Genomic DNA, 15,558 nt, shown 5'->3' with positions numbered 1-15,558 from the left:
GGGTGGGTGAGGATTAATTCACGGACTAGTACGTTCGTTATAAGCGACGGGGAAGGTTGAGGGAATCTCGAACGTGCAACGGTTTCCGCCAGGTCAGCTCGGCCGGGTCAGTCGGCGAACAGGCCCTGGTAGATGTCCTTGATGTTCCAGTGGCCGGGCGTCGGCACCGGTTCGTTGACCATCGGGACGTCGATCAGCGCGGGCCGCCGGTTCGCGACGGCCGCGCGTAGTGCCGCACCGAACTCGGCGGGCGTGGTGACGGTGTGGCCGTCGGCGCCGCACGCCCTGGCGAGCGCGGCGAAGTCGGGGCTGTAGGGCCGCCCTGCGGGATCGGTGAAGTCGCAGCCGTGGCTGCGGCCGAAATGTGCCGACTGCAGGTCGGAGATGGTGCCGTGGGAGCGGTTGTTCATCACGACGAACACGACGGGCGCGCCCTGCTCGACCGCGAGCGGCACGGCGGGCAGTTGCGCGCTCATGCCGCCGTCGCCGATGAGCGCGATCACGGTGCGCTCCGGCTGGGCGAGCTGGACGCCGACCGCGGCGGCCGGGCCGAAGCCCATGGTGGAGGCGCCTCCCGGGGTGATGAACCGGCCCTCGGGCGGCAGCTCGTAGCACTGGGCGACGCCGTTCTTGTTCCAGCCGACGTCGGTGACCAGCACCGCATCGGCCGGGATGCAGTCACGCAGGTCGGCCAGGATGCGCTCGGGGCGCAGCGGGAAGTCTTCGCTCCTGCCGCGCTCCCTGCTGGCCGCGAACAGCTCGGTGCGCGCCTCCGAGATCTGCATGCGCAGCTCGGGCCGGCTGCGCGGAGGGTGCGACTTGGCGGCGGCGGCCAGCGCCTTGACCGCGAGCCCCACGTCGGCCACCGCGCCGATCTCCACGGGGTAGTTGCGGCCGAGCTCGGCCGGGTCGAGGTCGATCTGGATCAGCGTGCTGCCGGAGAAGTCCCAGGTGAAGCGGGGATCCCAGGAGCTGGAGTCGGTCTCGGCGAACCGGGTGGCGAGAGCCAGCACCACGTCGGCCTCGCGGGCGTAGGCGTTGGTGAGCTCCAGCCCCCAGAACCCGGGCATCCCGAGCAGCAGCGGATGGGCGTCGGGCACGGTGCCCTTGGCCATGAGCGAGTGCGCGATCGGCGCGTCCAGGTGCTCGGCCAGCGTGATCAGCGCCTCGGCGTCCTCGCGCAGGCCGCCGCCGACGTAGATCAGCGGGCGCTCGGCGGCGGCCAGCCGGGCCGCGATCAGCTCCGCCGTGGCCTCCGGCAGGTCGGGCGGCGCCGCGTGGCTGCTCGCCGGATAGGGCTCGGCGGGCCGGGAGAAGATGTCCATCGGCACGTTCACCAGCACCGCTCCCGGCCGGCCCGACGTGGCCGTCCAGAAGGCGCGCTCCACGGCCCGGCCCAGGTCCCGCGCCCGGTGCACGTTCCAGGCCCGCTTGACGAACGGCCGGAAGATCGACGCCTGGTCGGCGTCGGCGTGCAGGTTGACCTCCTGGTGCGGATGGCGGCCGTGGTAGTAGGAGGGGATGTCGCCGCTGATCACCACCATCGGCACGGAGTCCAGCGCGGCGGTCATGACGCCGGTGGCGGCGTTGGTCAGGCCGGGACCGACGTGGACGAGCAGCACGCCCGGCTTGCCCGACGCGCGGGTGTAGCCGTCGGCGGCGTGCGCCGCGGCCTGCTCGTGGCGGGCGATGACGAAGCGGATGCGGCTGTCGGCCAGCGCGTCCAGGACGGCGATGTTGGTGTGCCCGCAGGTGCCGAAGACGTACTCGACGCCGAGCTCTTCGAGCTGGGCGACGAGCGCGTGGGCCGCGGTGGCCGATTGTGGCGTGGTCAACGCTCTCCCCAGATGGTCAGGCCCTTGAGCATGAGGGTCTTGGTCACGGTGAAGTCCTCGATCATCCAGCGCGGCGACTCGCGGCCGATGCCGGAGTCCTTCACGCCGCCGAACGGGACGTGGTCGAGGCGGAAGTTCGAGGAGCCGTTCACGATCAGGCCGCCGACCTCCAGCTCGCGCCAGGCGGTGACGATGCGCCGGATGTCGTGGGTGAACAGCCCGGCCTGCAGCCCGTACGAGCTGCGGTTGCACTCCTCCAGGACCTCGTCGAAGCCGTCGTAGGGCAGCACGGCCACGAGCGCGCCGAACACCTCCTCGCGGACGACCCTGGCCTCGGCGGGCGGGCCGGCGACGACGGTCGGCGCCATCACCGCGCCCGTGCGCATGCCGCCGGTCGTCACCCTGGCGCCCTGGCCGGCCGCCTCGGCGGTCCAGGTGACCACCCGCTCGGCCGCGGCGTCGTCCACCATGGAGCCGACGTCGGTCGCCGGGTCCAGGGGATCGCCGACGACCAGGGCCTTCACCTCCGTGGTCAGCGCGTCGGCGAACTCCTCGAACCGGCTGCTGTGGACGTAGACGCGCTGGACCGAGATGCAGCTCTGACCGGAGTTGCTGTAGCCGGTGCGGGCGCACGCGCGCGCCGCCGCGGCGACGTCGGCGTCCTCGCAGACGATGGTCGCGGCGTTGCCGCCGAGTTCGAGCAGCACCCGTTTCGGCCCGGCGGCGCGGGCGACGGCGTGCCCGGCCGTGACGCCGCCGGTGAAGCTCACCACGGCGACCTCCGGCGCGGCGCACAGCCGCGCGCCCACGTCGCCGCCCCCGTGCAGGACCTGTACCGCCTCCACGGGCATCCCGGCGTCGAGCAGCAGCTCCACCAGCGCCGTGGAGACGGCGGGAGCCTGCGGCGGCGGTTTGACGATCGTGGTGTTGCCGGCCGCGAAGGAGGCGGCGAGCTTGTGCGCCAGGAGGTTGGCCGGGGCGTTGAACGGCGTGATCGCCAGCACGGGGCCGGCGGGCGCCCGCTGCGTGATCGCGGTGTTGCCGACCCCGCGGGCCCAGCCCGCCACCGGCAGCACCTCGCCGCCGATCATCCTGGCCTCCGCGGCGGCCACGGACAAGGTGTCGGCGACCCGCACGATCTCGCCTCGTCCGTCCTTGAGCGGCTTGCCCAGTTCGAGCGCCAGCAGCGTGGCCAGCCGCTCGCCGCGCTCGGTGACCAGGGCGGCGGCGCGTTCCAGGATGCCGGCCCGGGTGGCGGGCGCCAGGCGCGCCACGGCCTTGGCGGAGCGCGCGGCGTAGGCCAGCGCCGCGGTGATGTCGGCGAGCTGTGCGGTTCGCGCCCGGCTGACGGGCTCCCGGAGATAGGGGCCAATGCGGTCGGTATGCGCGCCCCCGGTCAGCCACTCGCCGGCGACTAAGCACGCCGCGTCGTGGATTGCGTTCATGGTGACTCCCATTGATCCGCTCAGCGGTTCTGGTAAACCGCACTGTGGATTGCCTCACGGTATGAGGGCGATGAACGTTATGGCAAGGGGCTCGCGCAATCCGCTTGATGGAGCATATGGACCGCCAAGCGGACTGAGTGTTAGCGTACGGACCGCATGAGAAGGTGTGCGGCAGGTTCACCTTCGACTCTTAAGCGAGGATCCGTGCCTTCGACAGAAGACGCCGGCGGCGTCCGCAGCGTCCAGCGGGCGTTCGACATCCTGTCCCTGCTCACCGAGGACCGGCGGACGCTGAGCATCCGCGAGGTCGTGGACGAGACGGGGCTGGCCAAGACGACGGCGTTGCGCCTGCTGCAGACCCTGGAGCACATGGGACTGCTGTGGAGCACGCCGAAGGGATACACGGCCGGTCCCGCCCTGTGGCGGTGGGCGCATCTGGCCCGCCGCGCGTGGGAGCTGCCGCCGGAGACCGTCCAGCTCATGCGCGAGCTGGGCGCCCGGCACCGGGAGACCGTCAACCTCTACGTCGCCAGAGACATGCACCGCATCTGCATCGCCCAGCAGGAGAGCCCGCAGCCGCTGCGCCACGTGGTGCGGGTCGGCGACGAGCTGCCCCTGTGGGCCGGCGCCTCCTCCAAGGTCCTGCTGAAGGACGCGCCCGACCGGCTGCTCGCGCGGGTGGCCCGCTCCTCTCCGCACGGCGAGACGCACGTCGCGACGCTGCGCGAGTGGATCGAGCAGGCGGCGCGCGACGGCTACGCGGTCAGCCACGGCGAGCGCGAGCCCGGACTCTCCGCGGTCGCCGTCCCGATCACGGGCGGCACGCGGGCGACCGTGGCGGCGCTCACGCTGAGCGGCCCGACGGTCCGCTTCACCGAGGACCGGGTCCAGGCTTTCGCCGCGGACCTGCGTGAGGCGGCCAAGCGCATGTCGGAGCGCGGGTTCGACCATCCGCTGACTTGACCCTATGGAGCGTGAATGCAGCAGTTGCCACTGGACGGCGTCAAGGTCGTGGACCTGACCAACGTTCTGGCCGGGCCGTACTGCAGTTATCAGCTGATGCTGTTCGGCGCGGAGGTGGTCAAGGTGGAGCTGCCCGGCACCGGGGATCTCGCCCGGCGCCTCGGGCCGGACCCGGAGCTCAACCGGGCGCAGATGGGCGCCTCCTTCCTGGCCCAGAACGCCGGCAAGAAGTCGGTCGAGCTCGATCTGAAGAGCCCGGAGGGACGGGCCGCGTTCGAGTCGATGGTCGCCGGGGCCGACGTCCTGCTGGAGAACTTCAGAGCCGGGGTGCTGGGCAGGCTCGGCTATGACTGGGACCGGCTGCGCGAGCTCAACCCGGGCCTGGTCTACTGCGCGATCTCGGGGTTCGGGCAGAGCGGGCCGATGCGGGAGGCCCCCGCCTACGACCAGATCATCCAAGGGCTGTCCGGCATGATGAGCGTCACCGGCACCCCTGACACCGTCCCGCTGCGGGTGGGGTTCCCCATCTGCGACACCATCGGCGGGCTGATGGCCGCGCTGGCGATCTCCGCCGCGCTGGCGGGCCGGCACCGGAGCGGTCGTGGCTGCCATCTGGACCTGTCCATGCTGGAGGCGTCGATCTCCGCGATGGGCTGGACCGTCTCCAACTACCTGATCAGCGGGGTCGAGCCGGAGCCGATGGGCGACCAGAACGCCACCGCCGCCCCCTCCGGCACGTTCGAGACCGCCGACGGGCCGCTGAACATCGCCGCCAACCAGCAGGCCCAGTTCGAGACGCTGTGCCGGCTCGTCGGGCGGCCCGACCTGCTCGCCGATCCCCGCTTCGCCGAGCGCGAGGCGCGCAAGGCGTACCGGCAGGAGCTCAATCACGAGCTCAACCAGGCGCTGCGGGCCAAGACCGCGCTGGAGTGGGAGGAACTGCTCGCCCGCGAGGGCGTGCCCGCCGCCCGCATCCTCACCGTGCCGCAGGCACTCCTCCTCGACCAGGTACGGCAGCGCGGCTTCCTCACGGAGGTGCCCTTCGCGGGCGGCGGGGAGCGGTCCGTCACCGTCACCGGCAACGGCGTGGTCGTCGACGGCGCCGCCCTGCGCCCGCGCGGGGCCGCCCCGCGGCTGGGCGAGCACAACGACGAGTTCGAGGCGGCGTCGTGAGCGAGCGGCCCGAGGAGGGCGGCGTCGTGAGCGAGCAGGCTCGGGAGGGCGATGGCAGGCGCGAGCAGGCTAGAGAGGGCGGCGATATGCGTGAGGTGTCCGACTGGTGGGCGACCGCGGTGTCGAGGGTCGAGCCGGACGTCATCGAGCTGCGCGGGCAGCCGGTCCAGGACCTCATCGGGCGGATCGGCTTCGCCGAGCTGATCTGGCTCATGCTCCGCGGCGAGCGCCCGGAAGCGCGGCAGGCGGCGCTGCTGGAGGCGGCGCTGGTCTCGTCGGTGGACCACGGCCCGCACGCGCCCTCCATCGCCGTCGCGCGGATGGCCGCCACCTGCGGCGTGGGGCTCAACAACGCGGTCGCCACGGGCGTCAACCTGCTCGGCGACGTGCACGGCGGCGCGGGGGAGCAGTGCGTCGGCCTGCTCGGCGAGGTGGTCCGCGACGGGGACGCGGCCGCCGTGGTGGCGCGGTGGCGCGCCCGCGACAAGTACCTGCCCGGCTTCGGGCACCGCTTCCACACCCGCGACCCGCGCCGCGACCCGCTGCTCGGCCTCGTGGCGGCGGCCGTCGCGGACGGGGTGGTGCCGGGCGACCACCTGCGTGCCGCGCTGGAGGTCGAGCGGCTGATCGCGCCGGTGCCGATGAACATCGACGGCGCCACCGCCGTGGTCTACGCCGAGCTGGGCTTCCCCGCGCCGCTGGCACGCGGGCTCTTCGTCCTCAGCAGGAGCGTCGGGATCCTGGCGCACGCCTGGGAGGAGACCGGTCAGGGCCGGCGGAACAAGGGCCCGATGCCGCCGTCCGTACTGCCGACCTGGCTCTGAGCGCGGAGGGGAGCCCTGGGGCTCCCCTCCCGTGTCAGTAGACGACGATCTTGCCGGTGTTCTGCGGGAAGATCGCGTCGTTGTAGAAGTACTCGCCCGGCGTCGCGAAGGTGTGGGTGAAGGACTGGCCGGGCATCAGGACGCCACTGTCGAATTCGTACTCGAAGAAGGAGACGGCGGCGTGCGCGTTCGCGTTGCCGGCCGGGTTGACGAAGGTGACCGTCGTGCCCTTGGGCACCCGCAGGTGCTGCGGCGACATGGCGTTCTGGGCGACGGTGCTCTCGGTCGCGCCGGGCTGCTGGCCGGCCGCGTCCCAGACCCGGCCGAGTGTGACCGTGGTGCCGGTGACGGCGGCGGCCCGGATGTCGTTGCGCTTCTTCGGCGGCGTGGGCGTCGCGGCGGGCGGCACCTTGCCGCCCAGCTTGAAGGCCCACAGGTGGTCGCCCCTGGGGATGTCCGGGTACGGCAGGCCGTTGCCGCCCGCCAGCACCGCGACGTACTGCTCGCCGTCGATCTCGTAGCTGATCGGGCTGGTGTGCACCCCTGCGCCGCACTGGAAGCTCCACAGCACCGTGCCGTCGGTGTCGTCCATGGCGTGCAGCAGCCCGTCCGGCCCGCCCTGGAACATCACCCGCCCCGCCGTGGTCAGGATGCCGTTGCCGTGCGCGAGCGACCACTCCCGGTCCAGCGTCCACACGGGCGTGTTGGTACGGGGATCGACGGCCGCGATGCCGCCGGCGAAGTACTCGCCGAGTGGCCGCGAGGTGTTGACCCGGCCGTCACGGCTGTTGGAGAACCCGGAGTTGATCAGCCCGTAGCCGACGTAGATCCAGCCGGTGTGCGGGTTGTACGACACGTGCGCCCAGTCGGCGCCGCCGCCCGCCCCGGGGAAGATGATCGTCGCACGGTCCCAGTGCGGCGTGTAGAGCCCGCCCCAGGCGTAGAAGGGGACCGGCCGGGTGGCCTTGCCGAACTCGGGCGCCTGCGTGATGAACGGCTTCCCGCCGGGGAACGGCTGCGTCGCCGCGGTCTTCTGCCGCGGATCCTGCGGGACCGGGCGTTCCTCCACGCCGTGCAGCGCCTCGCCGCTCTCCCGGTCGAGGATGTAGAACATGCCGGCCTTGCTGCCGTAGACCACGGCCTTGCGCGTCCGCCCCTTGATCTTGACGTCCACCAGCACAGGCGCCATGACGTTGTCGAGGTCCCAGATGTCGTGGTGCACCGACTGGAAGTGCCATTTGCGCACGCCGGTCTTGGCGTCGATGGCCACGATCGAGTTGGCGAACAGGTTGTCGCCGCCCCTGCCGGAGCCGTCCAGCCGTGGGTAGGAGCCGCCGAACGTCCAGTAGACCAGCCCCAGGTCGGCGTCGATGGCCGGATGGATCCACGGGACCGCCCCGCCGGTCTTCCACGAGTCGCCCTCCCAGGTGTCGTTGCCGAACTGGCCCTCGCCCGGGCACGCCCAGAACGTCCAGACGACCTCGCCGGTGGCGGCCTTCAGCGCGTACGCCCGCCCCCGCGCGCCGCCGGTGCTGCCCTGCATGCCGACGTAGATCAGGCCGTCCCAGTGGACGACCGCCCCGGCCAGGGTCCCCGTCAGGCCGCCGCACTGCCCGTTCTGCGGATCGCAGCCGCCGGTGTCGCCGCCGCCCTCGTCCTCGGTGATGAGCTGCCGCTGCCAGACGACCTGGCCGGTCTCCTTCTTCAGCGCGTAGACGATGTTGGCGCCGGAGGTGGAGAAGACCAGGCCGTCGCCGAGCGCGACCCCGCGCATGTTCGTCTGCTTCGTGCCCAGATTCGTCTTCCACTTGACCGCGCCGGTCCTGCCGTCCACGGCGAAGACGTTCTGCTGCGTGGTCTGGACGTACAGGACGCCGTTCTCCACGACGCAGGTGCTCTGCTGCGCGGCGGACGTGCTGCCGCCTTCGAGGTTGACGTGCCAGGCGCCGCCGAGCCGGCGCACCGTGCGGGCGGTGACCTGCTTCATCGGCGAATAGTTGTGATTGCCCAGGTTGCCGCAGACCTTCGGGAAGTCCTTGCCCGTCACGCCCAGGGACGCGGGCTGCCGTTCCAGCGGTTCGGTGGCGGCCTGGGCGGGTTCTGTGATCGCGGCGGGGGCGCTCAACGCCGCGGCCGCACCGAGGAGGAAGTTACGTCGTTCCACTGGCACCAACCTTCAGTGGTCCGTCTAATGGACCACTAGATCCATATAACGGACGCACCTTAAAGCCGATCGCGCGGTGAAGGCAAGGCTTGTACCCGTGGAGATCCATGGTTACGCTCGAACCTCTGAGTGGACCATCCGATCCGTCTAGCGGATCGCAGCGTGAGGTGCCCATGCGTAGCAAGCTCTCCATCGCCGCCGCCACCGGAGCGGCCGCACTCCTGCTCACCGCCACCGCTCCCAGCTCCGCCGCCGCCCCGCAAGGGGCCCAGAACCTCGGCGATCCCGATTACGGCGTCTGCCGCGGCACCGACTCCCGCTGCTACCACGACTGGGGCAATTTCGACCCCGCCAAGGGCTACAAGCTGCTCGTCTACAGCCGCACCGCCGGGCCACGGCACGCCCATCTCGGCACCCCGCTCGCGCCCGGCCTGAACCCGCCGCTCAACGACGACAACGTGGCCGTCAAGGCGGTCGTCAAGCTGGGCCAGGAGAACGGCTTCGCGGTGGACTACACCGAGGACGTCACCCAGCTCTCGTCCGCGGGGCGGCTGCTGTCGTACAACGCGGTGATGTTCCTCAGCACCACGCGCGACACGCTCGACGACGCCGCCCAGACCTCGCTGCGCCAGTACGTCAGGGCCGGCGGCGGCTTCATCGGCGTGCACAACGCCTTCGGCACCGAGTACAACTGGCCCTGGTACGAGGGCCTGCTCGGCAACGCCAACTTCTACGACCACAGCGCCAACCAGCCGGGGACCGTCGTCACCGTGAACCGGCGCGACGCCTCCACCCAGGGGTTACCCCGGACCTGGGCCTTCACCGACGAGTGGTACAACCTCGTCCCGTACCCGACCCGCGTCCGCGTGCTGGCCGAGGTGGACGAGGACACGCTGACCCGAGGGGTGCGCGGCAGCCTCGGGCACCCCGGTCACGGCGACCACCATCCGGTGAGCTGGTGCCAGTACTACGACGGCGGCAAGGCCTGGCTCACCACCCTCGGCCATGACGTCAAGGCGTGGACGGACGAGCCCATGGACGGCGACCAGTACTTCGTCCAGCATCTGCTGGGCGGCGTCAAATCCGTGCTCGGCATGGCGCCCTTCTGCCGCTGAGCCGGGCTCAGGCCCGCTTCCCGCCGGTCGCCAGCGCGTCGATGCAGGCGGTGAGCCCGTCCGCCAGGCCGCTCCGCGCCTGGGGCGAGAGGCCGGCGAGCATGCGTGACTCGACGCCGTCGACCGCGAGGCCGGCGGGGTCCAGCAGGTCCCGGCCGCCGGCCGTCAGCTCCGCCTGGAGCACCTTCCGGTGCCGCGGATGCGGCCGGCGGCTCAGCAGCCCCCGATCCTCGAGCTCGCGCAGCACCACGTTCATGCTCTGCGGGGTCACGAACGCCCGGCGCGCGAGATCGGCGTTCGACAGGCCGGGCTCCTCGCTGAGCGCCGTGAGGGCGGCGTACTGCGACACGGTGAGCCCGTGCGGGGCGAGGGCGCTCACCATGGCCTCGTGCAGCACCAGCTGGGCTCGCTTGATCAGGTAACCGGGCCGGGCCGCGCTTCCGCTCATCGCATCTCCTTGCGTGTATCAGTCTGTCTGATACAGTGTCAGTCAGACTGATAACACCTTACCAGTCGTCCCGATCACGTTGAGGAGCATGCCTTGTCCGCCATCGGCCCCGACTTCATCGCCATCCAGGTCCGCGACCTGGAGGCCTCCGCCGCCTTCTACACCACTCACCTCGGCCTGACCCGGGCGCCCGTCAGCCCGCCGCACGCCGTCGTCTTCGCCACCGAGCCCATCGCGTTCGCCGTCCGGGAGCCGGTCGTCGACCTCGACGCCGTCGAGCGGCTCGGCTGGGGGGTCGCGCTGTGGCTGCGGGCCGAGGACCCGCAGGAGCTGCACGACAAGATGGCCGCCGCCGGCGTGCCGATCGTGACCGAGCCGTTCGACGGGCCGTTCGGGCGCACGTTCGCCTTCGCCGACCCCGACGGCTATTCCGTCACCATCCACGGCCAGGCCTGAAGCCGGGCCGGCCCGGATCTTTGACCGACAAATTCATCTCACCGAAACCTACGCGCGGACGGCGCTGGGTAGAGTCCCGCCATCCTGGACAATGTTGATCCCTTCATCGGCACCGCGGCGACGGACCTGCCTCGCGCGCGCGGTCTGGCCGCCACGTGGTGGTGGCCGAAACCCCAGGTGGGCAACACCCACCCGGGCGCCACGTCCCCGCTGGGGATGGTGTCGGCCTGTGCCTACTCCGGCGCGTACCCCACCGGGTACGGGCGGTACACGAAGAACACCGAAGGCGTGCCGGAGGAGATGTTCGGGCAGCTCCAGGCCTCCGGGTTCACCCACTTCCAGCAGTCCGGCACCGGCGCGATCCGCAAGTACTACAACTACGTCCGGGTCACCCCGATGGTGCAGCCGCTCGACGTGCTGGGGGAGGCCTGGCCGCTGCGCGACGAGGTGGCGGAGGCGGGCTACTACGCGGCCACCCTGGACACCGGGGTCCGCTGTGAGCTGACCGTCGGCCCCAAGGTCGCCGTGCACCGCTACACCTTCCCCGAGCACACCAGCGCCCGCGTGGTGATCGACCTGTCCTGCGGCGGCCTGGAGAGCGAGCTCGGCCGCACCGTGCCGGTCCGGGCGCAGGTGGAGAGCATGGGCCACGGCCGGGCGCAGGGCACGGTGGTGATGGAGGGCGTGCCGCTGTCGGTCTATCTGGACGTCGACAGCCCGGGCTGGCGGCAGATGCTCTGGTACGACCGGCGCCTCATCGACGGTGGCACCCGCCTGGACTTCGACAGCATCAGGCACACGACGCTGCGCCCGTTCGGCCTGCTCTTCATGGGTCCGGCCGTGGCGGGGCAGACCGTCGAGGTGCGGCTCGGGTTCTCGCTGCGCGGGTGCGAGCAGGCCAAACAGAACCTGGAGCGCGAGTGCGGGCCCGCCCAGCAGGCCTTCGACGCCGTACGTTCCCGCACCCGCGCCCGCTGGGGCGAGCATCTCGGCCGCGTCGAGGTCGAAGGCGGCACGCCGGCCCGCCGCACCGTGCTCGCGACCTCGCTCTACCACTCGCTGATCAAACCGTGCGTCACCGACGACGAGAGCCCGTTCTGGCCGACCCCGGGGCCGTTCGCGTTCGACGTGTGCACCATGTGGGACATCTACAAGACGCAGCTCCCGCTGCTCGCCGCCATCGTCCCCGACCGGGCCGCGGACCTGCTGGAGTCGCTGATCCGGATCTGCGAGGAGGAGGGCAACTTTCCCATCGGCTACCGGATGTCCCGCGGCGCCGACCGGTTCTTCCGCCAGGCCAGCGCGCTCGCGCACACCATCCTGGCCGACGCCCACGCGCTCGGCTGGGCCGGCCTCGACTGGAACTGGGCGCTCGTCCACATGGCCGGCGACCTGCGGCGCATGTACGGCGAGGACTTCTACGAGCACGGAGTGGTGCACCCGATCACCCACACGCTCGACCTCGCCTACGCCCACCACTGCACCGCACAGGTCGCCAGGGCGCTCAACGACCGGCGCCTGGCCGACGACCTGGAGGACCGCGGCCGCCAGTGGACCAACGCCTTCGACCCGGACACCGGGCTGCTGCGCGACTCGGAGTTCTACGAGGGCGGCAAGTGGAACTACTCGTTCCGGCTGCTGCACGACATGGCCGCGCGGATCGCCCTGGCCGGCGGCGACAAGTCCTTCATCGACAAGCTCGACCGGTTCTTCGGCTTCGGCGCCGCACCGGTCACGCAGCCGGGACGGCGCCCGCAGCCGGCGGAGATGCTGGCCGGTTACGCGCTCAACCGGTTCGAGGGGCTGAACAACGAGCCCGACATGGAGGCTCCGTGGGCCTACCACTACGCGGGCCGGCCCGACCGTACGGCGCAGGTGGTGAAGGCGGCGCTGACCTGGCAGTTCGGCACAGGACCCGGCGGGCTGCCCGGCAACGACGACTCCGGCGGCCTGAGCTCCTGGTACGTCTGGGCGTCGCTGGGCCTGTTCCCGATCGCCGGCCAGAACCTGTTCCTGATCAACACGCCCGCGTTCGCCAGGGCCGTGCTCAAGGCCGGCGGCAACGAGTTCGTCATCGAGACCAGCGGGCACCGCGAGACGCCGATCGGGGTCGACGGCCTCGATCACGACCCGCCGCCCCAGTACGTCCAGTCGGCGACCCTTGACGGGAAGCCGCTGCACGCGACGCACCTGAGCGCCGCCACGGTGCACCGCGGCGGCCGGTTGCACCTGCGACTGGGCCCCGAGCCGTCGGCGTGGGGCCAGGGGAGCCGCCCGCCGTCCCTTTCCGATCCGCCTGCGAAACCGGAGGAAGCGCGATGACATACCCCCCTCGCCGTCTCGTCATCGTGGTCAGAGCCGACCCGGTCATCTGCGGCCATTCCGGTGAGGCCCGCAACCTCGCCGAGGTGGCGCTGACCCGCGGGTTCTCCGACGTACGGCTGCTGACCTGGCCGATCCCCGCGCTGCAGGCGGCCGGGCTGCCGCTCAAGCCGCTGGACCGGCTGCTGCCGTACAGCGCCGGGATCACGGTGGAGCGGCCGGAGCCGGTCGGCGACTACCGGGTGCCGGACGGCCGCCATCAGGCCGGTCTCACCGGCCGGCTCGTCGAGCTGCTCAGCGAGCCGCTATCGACGGTCTGCCTGTCCATGTACCTCATGCCGCACGCCTCCGTGGTCATGGACGCGGTCGCGGCCGCGCGCATGGCCGGGTTCGCGCCCGACGTACGCACCATCGCGAAGGCGGTCGGCTCCGACGTGACCAACGTGATCAGGTCGTGCCTGCGGGAGGGCCGGTTCGGCGCGGCGACCGTGCTGTTCACCACGTTCCTGGCCAACGACGAGGTCGTCGCGGTCTCCGACTACACCCGCGAGGAGATCGTCGCCTCGGCCGAGGAGGTGGACGCCGCCTGCGGCACCACGTTCGCCGAGCAGTGCCGGCGCCGGGTGACCGTCAGCTACCCGCCGATCGACTCCGCCGCCTTCCTCGACCCGGACCCGGCGGACGTGGCCGCCGCGCTCGCGCGCCGCGGTCTGGAGCGCGACGGGTACATCCTGTTCCTGTCCCGGGTGACCAAGGCCAAGGGGATCGACGACCTGCTGGCCGCGTTCCGCCGGATGCGCTGCAGGTCGCGGGTGAAACTGGTGGTCGCGGGCACCGGGCCGATGCTGGCGCAGGCCAAGGCGATGGCCGAGGACGACGACCGGGTGGTCTTCCTCACCGACGTCGACGATCAGGAGAAGCCGCTGCTCATGCGCGGGTGCGCGGCCTACGTCCTGCCGACCAAGCCCGAGCCCGACTTCGTCGAGACGTTCGGCATCGCGCTGGCCGAGAAGATGCTGGCCGGCGGGGGGCCGATCGTCACCACGACGACGGGCGGGACCCTTGAGGCGGTCGGCGACGCGGCCGTCGTCATCGGGCCGGGGGACGTCGCCGCGCTGGCCGCGGCGGTGGACCGGGTGGTCCTCGACATGTCCGCGGCCGAACGGCAGGACCTGGAGCTCCGTGCCCGGGTCCGCGCGATGACCTTCGACAGGGAGGCGGTGTTCGACGACCTGTTCCCGCAGGAGGCGCCCGCCGTCGGGGTCCTGTAGAGCGCGCGGGCGGTCTGCGAGCTCAGCCGCCGAGTGAGCGGCTGATGAGCCGGGCCGCCCGCAGTACACCGCCGGCCACCCCACAGCCTGGAGGCCGGCGGCTTGCTGCGCGAAGCCCTCGACCTGTGATGGCGGGCCCCGGTGAGCTACGAGCGGATCCGCCACCACGTCATGGGCGACGCCGGCGAGCGTGGGGTCAGACGCCGAACAGCACCCGCGGGCGCGGCGATACGCTGAGTCATCGTGCCCGCCCAGCCGGGGCCGGGCGCGGCCGGACAGGCCGCGCGTCCGCCGGTTGATCCGCGCAAAGGAACGTGTGTGACTTCCCTGCCCCGTCAGTCATCGCTCGGCTACCAGGTCAACCACCTGGCCCGGCTGCTCGGCAACGGGCTGCGGGTCAACATCGCCGGCACGGGGGTGACGCCGGGGCAGTTCGCCCAACTGCTGGCCCTGTACGAACAGGACGGGCTCACCCAGCAGGAGCTGTGCGAACGGGTCAGGATCGACCAGTCGACGATGGCCCACACGCTCAAGCGGATGCAGCGCGACGGCCTGGTCGTCCGGGTCGCCGACACCCACGACCGGCGGCGCTCCCACTACCTGCTCACCGAGCGGGCCCGCGAGATCCAGTCCGCGCTCACCGAGGGCGCCCGCGAGGCCAACGCCCAGGCTGTACGGGGGATCGGCCAGGAGGAGCTCAAGGCGTTCATGGACACGCTCGGCCGCATGATCACCAACCTGGAGGAGCTCCCCGCCCCTGAGTAACAGGACCCATCGTGGTGACCCGCGGGTCAGGGCGAGGCGGCGGCGGATGACCGGCCGGCTCGCTTCCCCGCTCACCCCCAGGTCAGGGCTTGCGGGCGATGCCGCCGAACATGAGGCGCTGCCCCACCGTCAGCTCCTCCGGCACGCCGGCCTCGGGACGCCACAGAGGCAGCGGCACGACCCCCGGCTCCACCAGCTCGAACCCGTCGAAGAACGCCGTGATCTCCGCGACGGTGCGGAACCTGCCGGTGCCGAGCAACGCCAGGTACTTCTGCTCCGCGTCGCGGGACTCCTGGCTGGAGGCGCAGAAGTGGGTGATGAAGAGGTGGCTGCCGGACGGGACCGCGGCCATGTACGCCTCGACGATGCCCTGTGGATCCTCGTCGTCGTGCAGGTGGTGCAGGATGCCGACCAGCATCACGCCGACGGGGCGGCCGAGGTCGATGAGCCGCTTGACGGACTCGTCGCCGAGGATCGCCGCCGGGTCGCGCAGGTCCGAGGTGACCACCGCGGTGCGCTCGTTCGCCGCCAGCAGGGCCTGGCCCTGGGCGCGCACCATGGGGTCGTTGTCGACGTAGACCACGCGCGACTCCGGGTGCGTGCGCTGCGCCACCTGATGGGTGTTCTCCACGGTCGGCAGCCCTGAGCCGAGGTTGTCGGCGATCACGTTATTGAGCCGGAAAAGCATGATCGACTTCACTGATTTGAGCCGGGCAGGGGAGCCTCGATCGCGTAATTGAGCCAGGTCAGGACGTGTGCGTGTCGTCTGGACTTGGT

Annotated in this window: 13 protein-coding genes; 8 read left to right on the top strand and 5 right to left on the bottom strand. The window is 71.5% G+C overall.

Annotation, left to right across the window (positions count from 1 at the left end):
• Positions 1–107 precede the first annotated feature (107 nt).
• Both ABEA43_RS43260 and ABEA43_RS43255 read right to left on the bottom strand, forming a co-directional pair.
• On the bottom strand, positions 108–1,835 hold the full coding sequence (locus ABEA43_RS43260) for a thiamine pyrophosphate-binding protein (protein ID WP_345571523.1): 1,728 nt from the start codon (positions 1,833–1,835) through the stop codon (positions 108–110).
• The gene (locus tag ABEA43_RS43255; protein WP_345571521.1) at positions 1,832–3,280 is read right to left on the bottom strand and encodes an aldehyde dehydrogenase family protein; all 1,449 of its coding nucleotides are present in this window, start codon (positions 3,278–3,280) and stop codon (positions 1,832–1,834) included. Before ABEA43_RS43255 ends, ABEA43_RS43260 begins: the two co-directional genes overlap by 4 nt.
• A 204-nt stretch (positions 3,281–3,484) precedes the next feature.
• Here ABEA43_RS43255 and ABEA43_RS43250 point away from each other — a divergent pair, with 204 nt between their 5' ends.
• The 3 genes from ABEA43_RS43250 to ABEA43_RS43240 are packed head-to-tail and all read left to right on the top strand — an operon-like array spanning position 3,485 to position 6,240.
• Positions 3,485–4,243, top strand: a complete 759-nt coding sequence (locus tag ABEA43_RS43250) for an IclR family transcriptional regulator (protein WP_345571519.1) — start codon at positions 3,485–3,487, stop codon at positions 4,241–4,243.
• Between the two features lie 15 nt (positions 4,244–4,258).
• Positions 4,259–5,416, top strand: coding sequence for a CaiB/BaiF CoA transferase family protein (locus ABEA43_RS43245; protein WP_345571517.1), 1,158 nt, complete (start codon positions 4,259–4,261; stop codon positions 5,414–5,416).
• Positions 5,413–6,240, top strand: a complete 828-nt coding sequence (locus ABEA43_RS43240) for a citryl-CoA lyase (RefSeq protein ID WP_345571515.1) — start codon at positions 5,413–5,415, stop codon at positions 6,238–6,240. The genes ABEA43_RS43245 and ABEA43_RS43240 overlap by 4 nt, the downstream gene beginning before the upstream one ends.
• Before the next feature lie 34 nt (positions 6,241–6,274).
• Here the strand turns inward: ABEA43_RS43240 and ABEA43_RS43235 are convergent, their stop codons facing one another.
• Positions 6,275–8,404, bottom strand: coding sequence for an outer membrane protein assembly factor BamB family protein (locus ABEA43_RS43235; protein ID WP_345571513.1), 2,130 nt, complete (start codon positions 8,402–8,404; stop codon positions 6,275–6,277).
• 173 nt (positions 8,405–8,577) lie between these two features.
• Here ABEA43_RS43235 and ABEA43_RS43230 point away from each other — a divergent pair, with 173 nt between their 5' ends.
• On the top strand, positions 8,578–9,519 hold the full coding sequence (locus ABEA43_RS43230) for a ThuA domain-containing protein (RefSeq protein WP_345571511.1): 942 nt from the start codon (positions 8,578–8,580) through the stop codon (positions 9,517–9,519).
• Positions 9,520–9,526: 7 nt separating this feature from the next.
• Here the strand turns inward: ABEA43_RS43230 and ABEA43_RS43225 are convergent, their stop codons facing one another.
• Positions 9,527–9,967, bottom strand: coding sequence for a MarR family winged helix-turn-helix transcriptional regulator (locus tag ABEA43_RS43225; RefSeq protein ID WP_345571510.1), 441 nt, complete (start codon positions 9,965–9,967; stop codon positions 9,527–9,529).
• 93 nt (positions 9,968–10,060) lie between these two features.
• Here ABEA43_RS43225 and ABEA43_RS43220 point away from each other — a divergent pair, with 93 nt between their 5' ends.
• From ABEA43_RS43220 to ABEA43_RS43205, 4 genes are all read left to right on the top strand, one after another.
• Positions 10,061–10,423, top strand: coding sequence for a VOC family protein (locus tag ABEA43_RS43220; RefSeq protein WP_345571508.1), 363 nt, complete (start codon positions 10,061–10,063; stop codon positions 10,421–10,423).
• 81 nt (positions 10,424–10,504) lie between these two features.
• On the top strand, positions 10,505–12,745 hold the full coding sequence (locus ABEA43_RS43215) for a GH92 family glycosyl hydrolase (RefSeq protein WP_345571671.1): 2,241 nt from the start codon (positions 10,505–10,507) through the stop codon (positions 12,743–12,745).
• Entirely contained in the window at positions 12,742–14,016 is a 1,275-nt protein-coding gene (locus ABEA43_RS43210; RefSeq protein ID WP_345571506.1) for a glycosyltransferase, read from the top strand. Before ABEA43_RS43215 ends, ABEA43_RS43210 begins: the two co-directional genes overlap by 4 nt.
• A 318-nt stretch (positions 14,017–14,334) precedes the next feature.
• Positions 14,335–14,781 (top strand): MarR family winged helix-turn-helix transcriptional regulator, encoded by a 447-nt coding sequence (locus ABEA43_RS43205; protein ID WP_345571504.1) that lies wholly within the window; start codon positions 14,335–14,337, stop codon positions 14,779–14,781.
• A gap of 82 nt (positions 14,782–14,863) precedes the next feature.
• Here the strand turns inward: ABEA43_RS43205 and ABEA43_RS43200 are convergent, their stop codons facing one another.
• On the bottom strand, positions 14,864–15,469 hold the full coding sequence (locus ABEA43_RS43200; protein WP_345571502.1) for an SAM-dependent methyltransferase: 606 nt from the start codon (positions 15,467–15,469) through the stop codon (positions 14,864–14,866).
• Positions 15,470–15,558: the final 89 nt, after the last annotated feature.

Origin of the sequence: Nonomuraea rosea (assembly GCF_039539705.1) — a bacterium.
GTDB lineage: Bacteria > Actinomycetota > Actinomycetes > Streptosporangiales > Streptosporangiaceae > Nonomuraea > Nonomuraea rosea.
Note: the sequence above shows the minus strand (reverse complement) of the source record. Positions and strands in the feature narration are given on the sequence as shown.

Excerpts from the sequence above, each read along its gene's own strand:
- ABEA43_RS43255 (WP_345571521.1), bottom strand. The coding sequence starts at position 3,280 with ATGAACGCAATCCACGACGCGGCGTGCTTAGTCGCCGGCGAGTGGCTG.
- ABEA43_RS43245 (WP_345571517.1), top strand. The coding sequence starts at position 4,259 with ATGCAGCAGTTGCCACTGGACGGCGTCAAGGTCGTGGACCTGACCAAC.
- ABEA43_RS43230 (WP_345571511.1), top strand. The coding sequence starts at position 8,578 with ATGCGTAGCAAGCTCTCCATCGCCGCCGCCACCGGAGCGGCCGCACTC.
- ABEA43_RS43225 (WP_345571510.1), bottom strand. The coding sequence starts at position 9,967 with ATGAGCGGAAGCGCGGCCCGGCCCGGTTACCTGATCAAGCGAGCCCAG.
- ABEA43_RS43210 (WP_345571506.1), top strand. The coding sequence starts at position 12,742 with ATGACATACCCCCCTCGCCGTCTCGTCATCGTGGTCAGAGCCGACCCG.
- ABEA43_RS43200 (WP_345571502.1), bottom strand. The coding sequence starts at position 15,469 with ATGCTTTTCCGGCTCAATAACGTGATCGCCGACAACCTCGGCTCAGGG.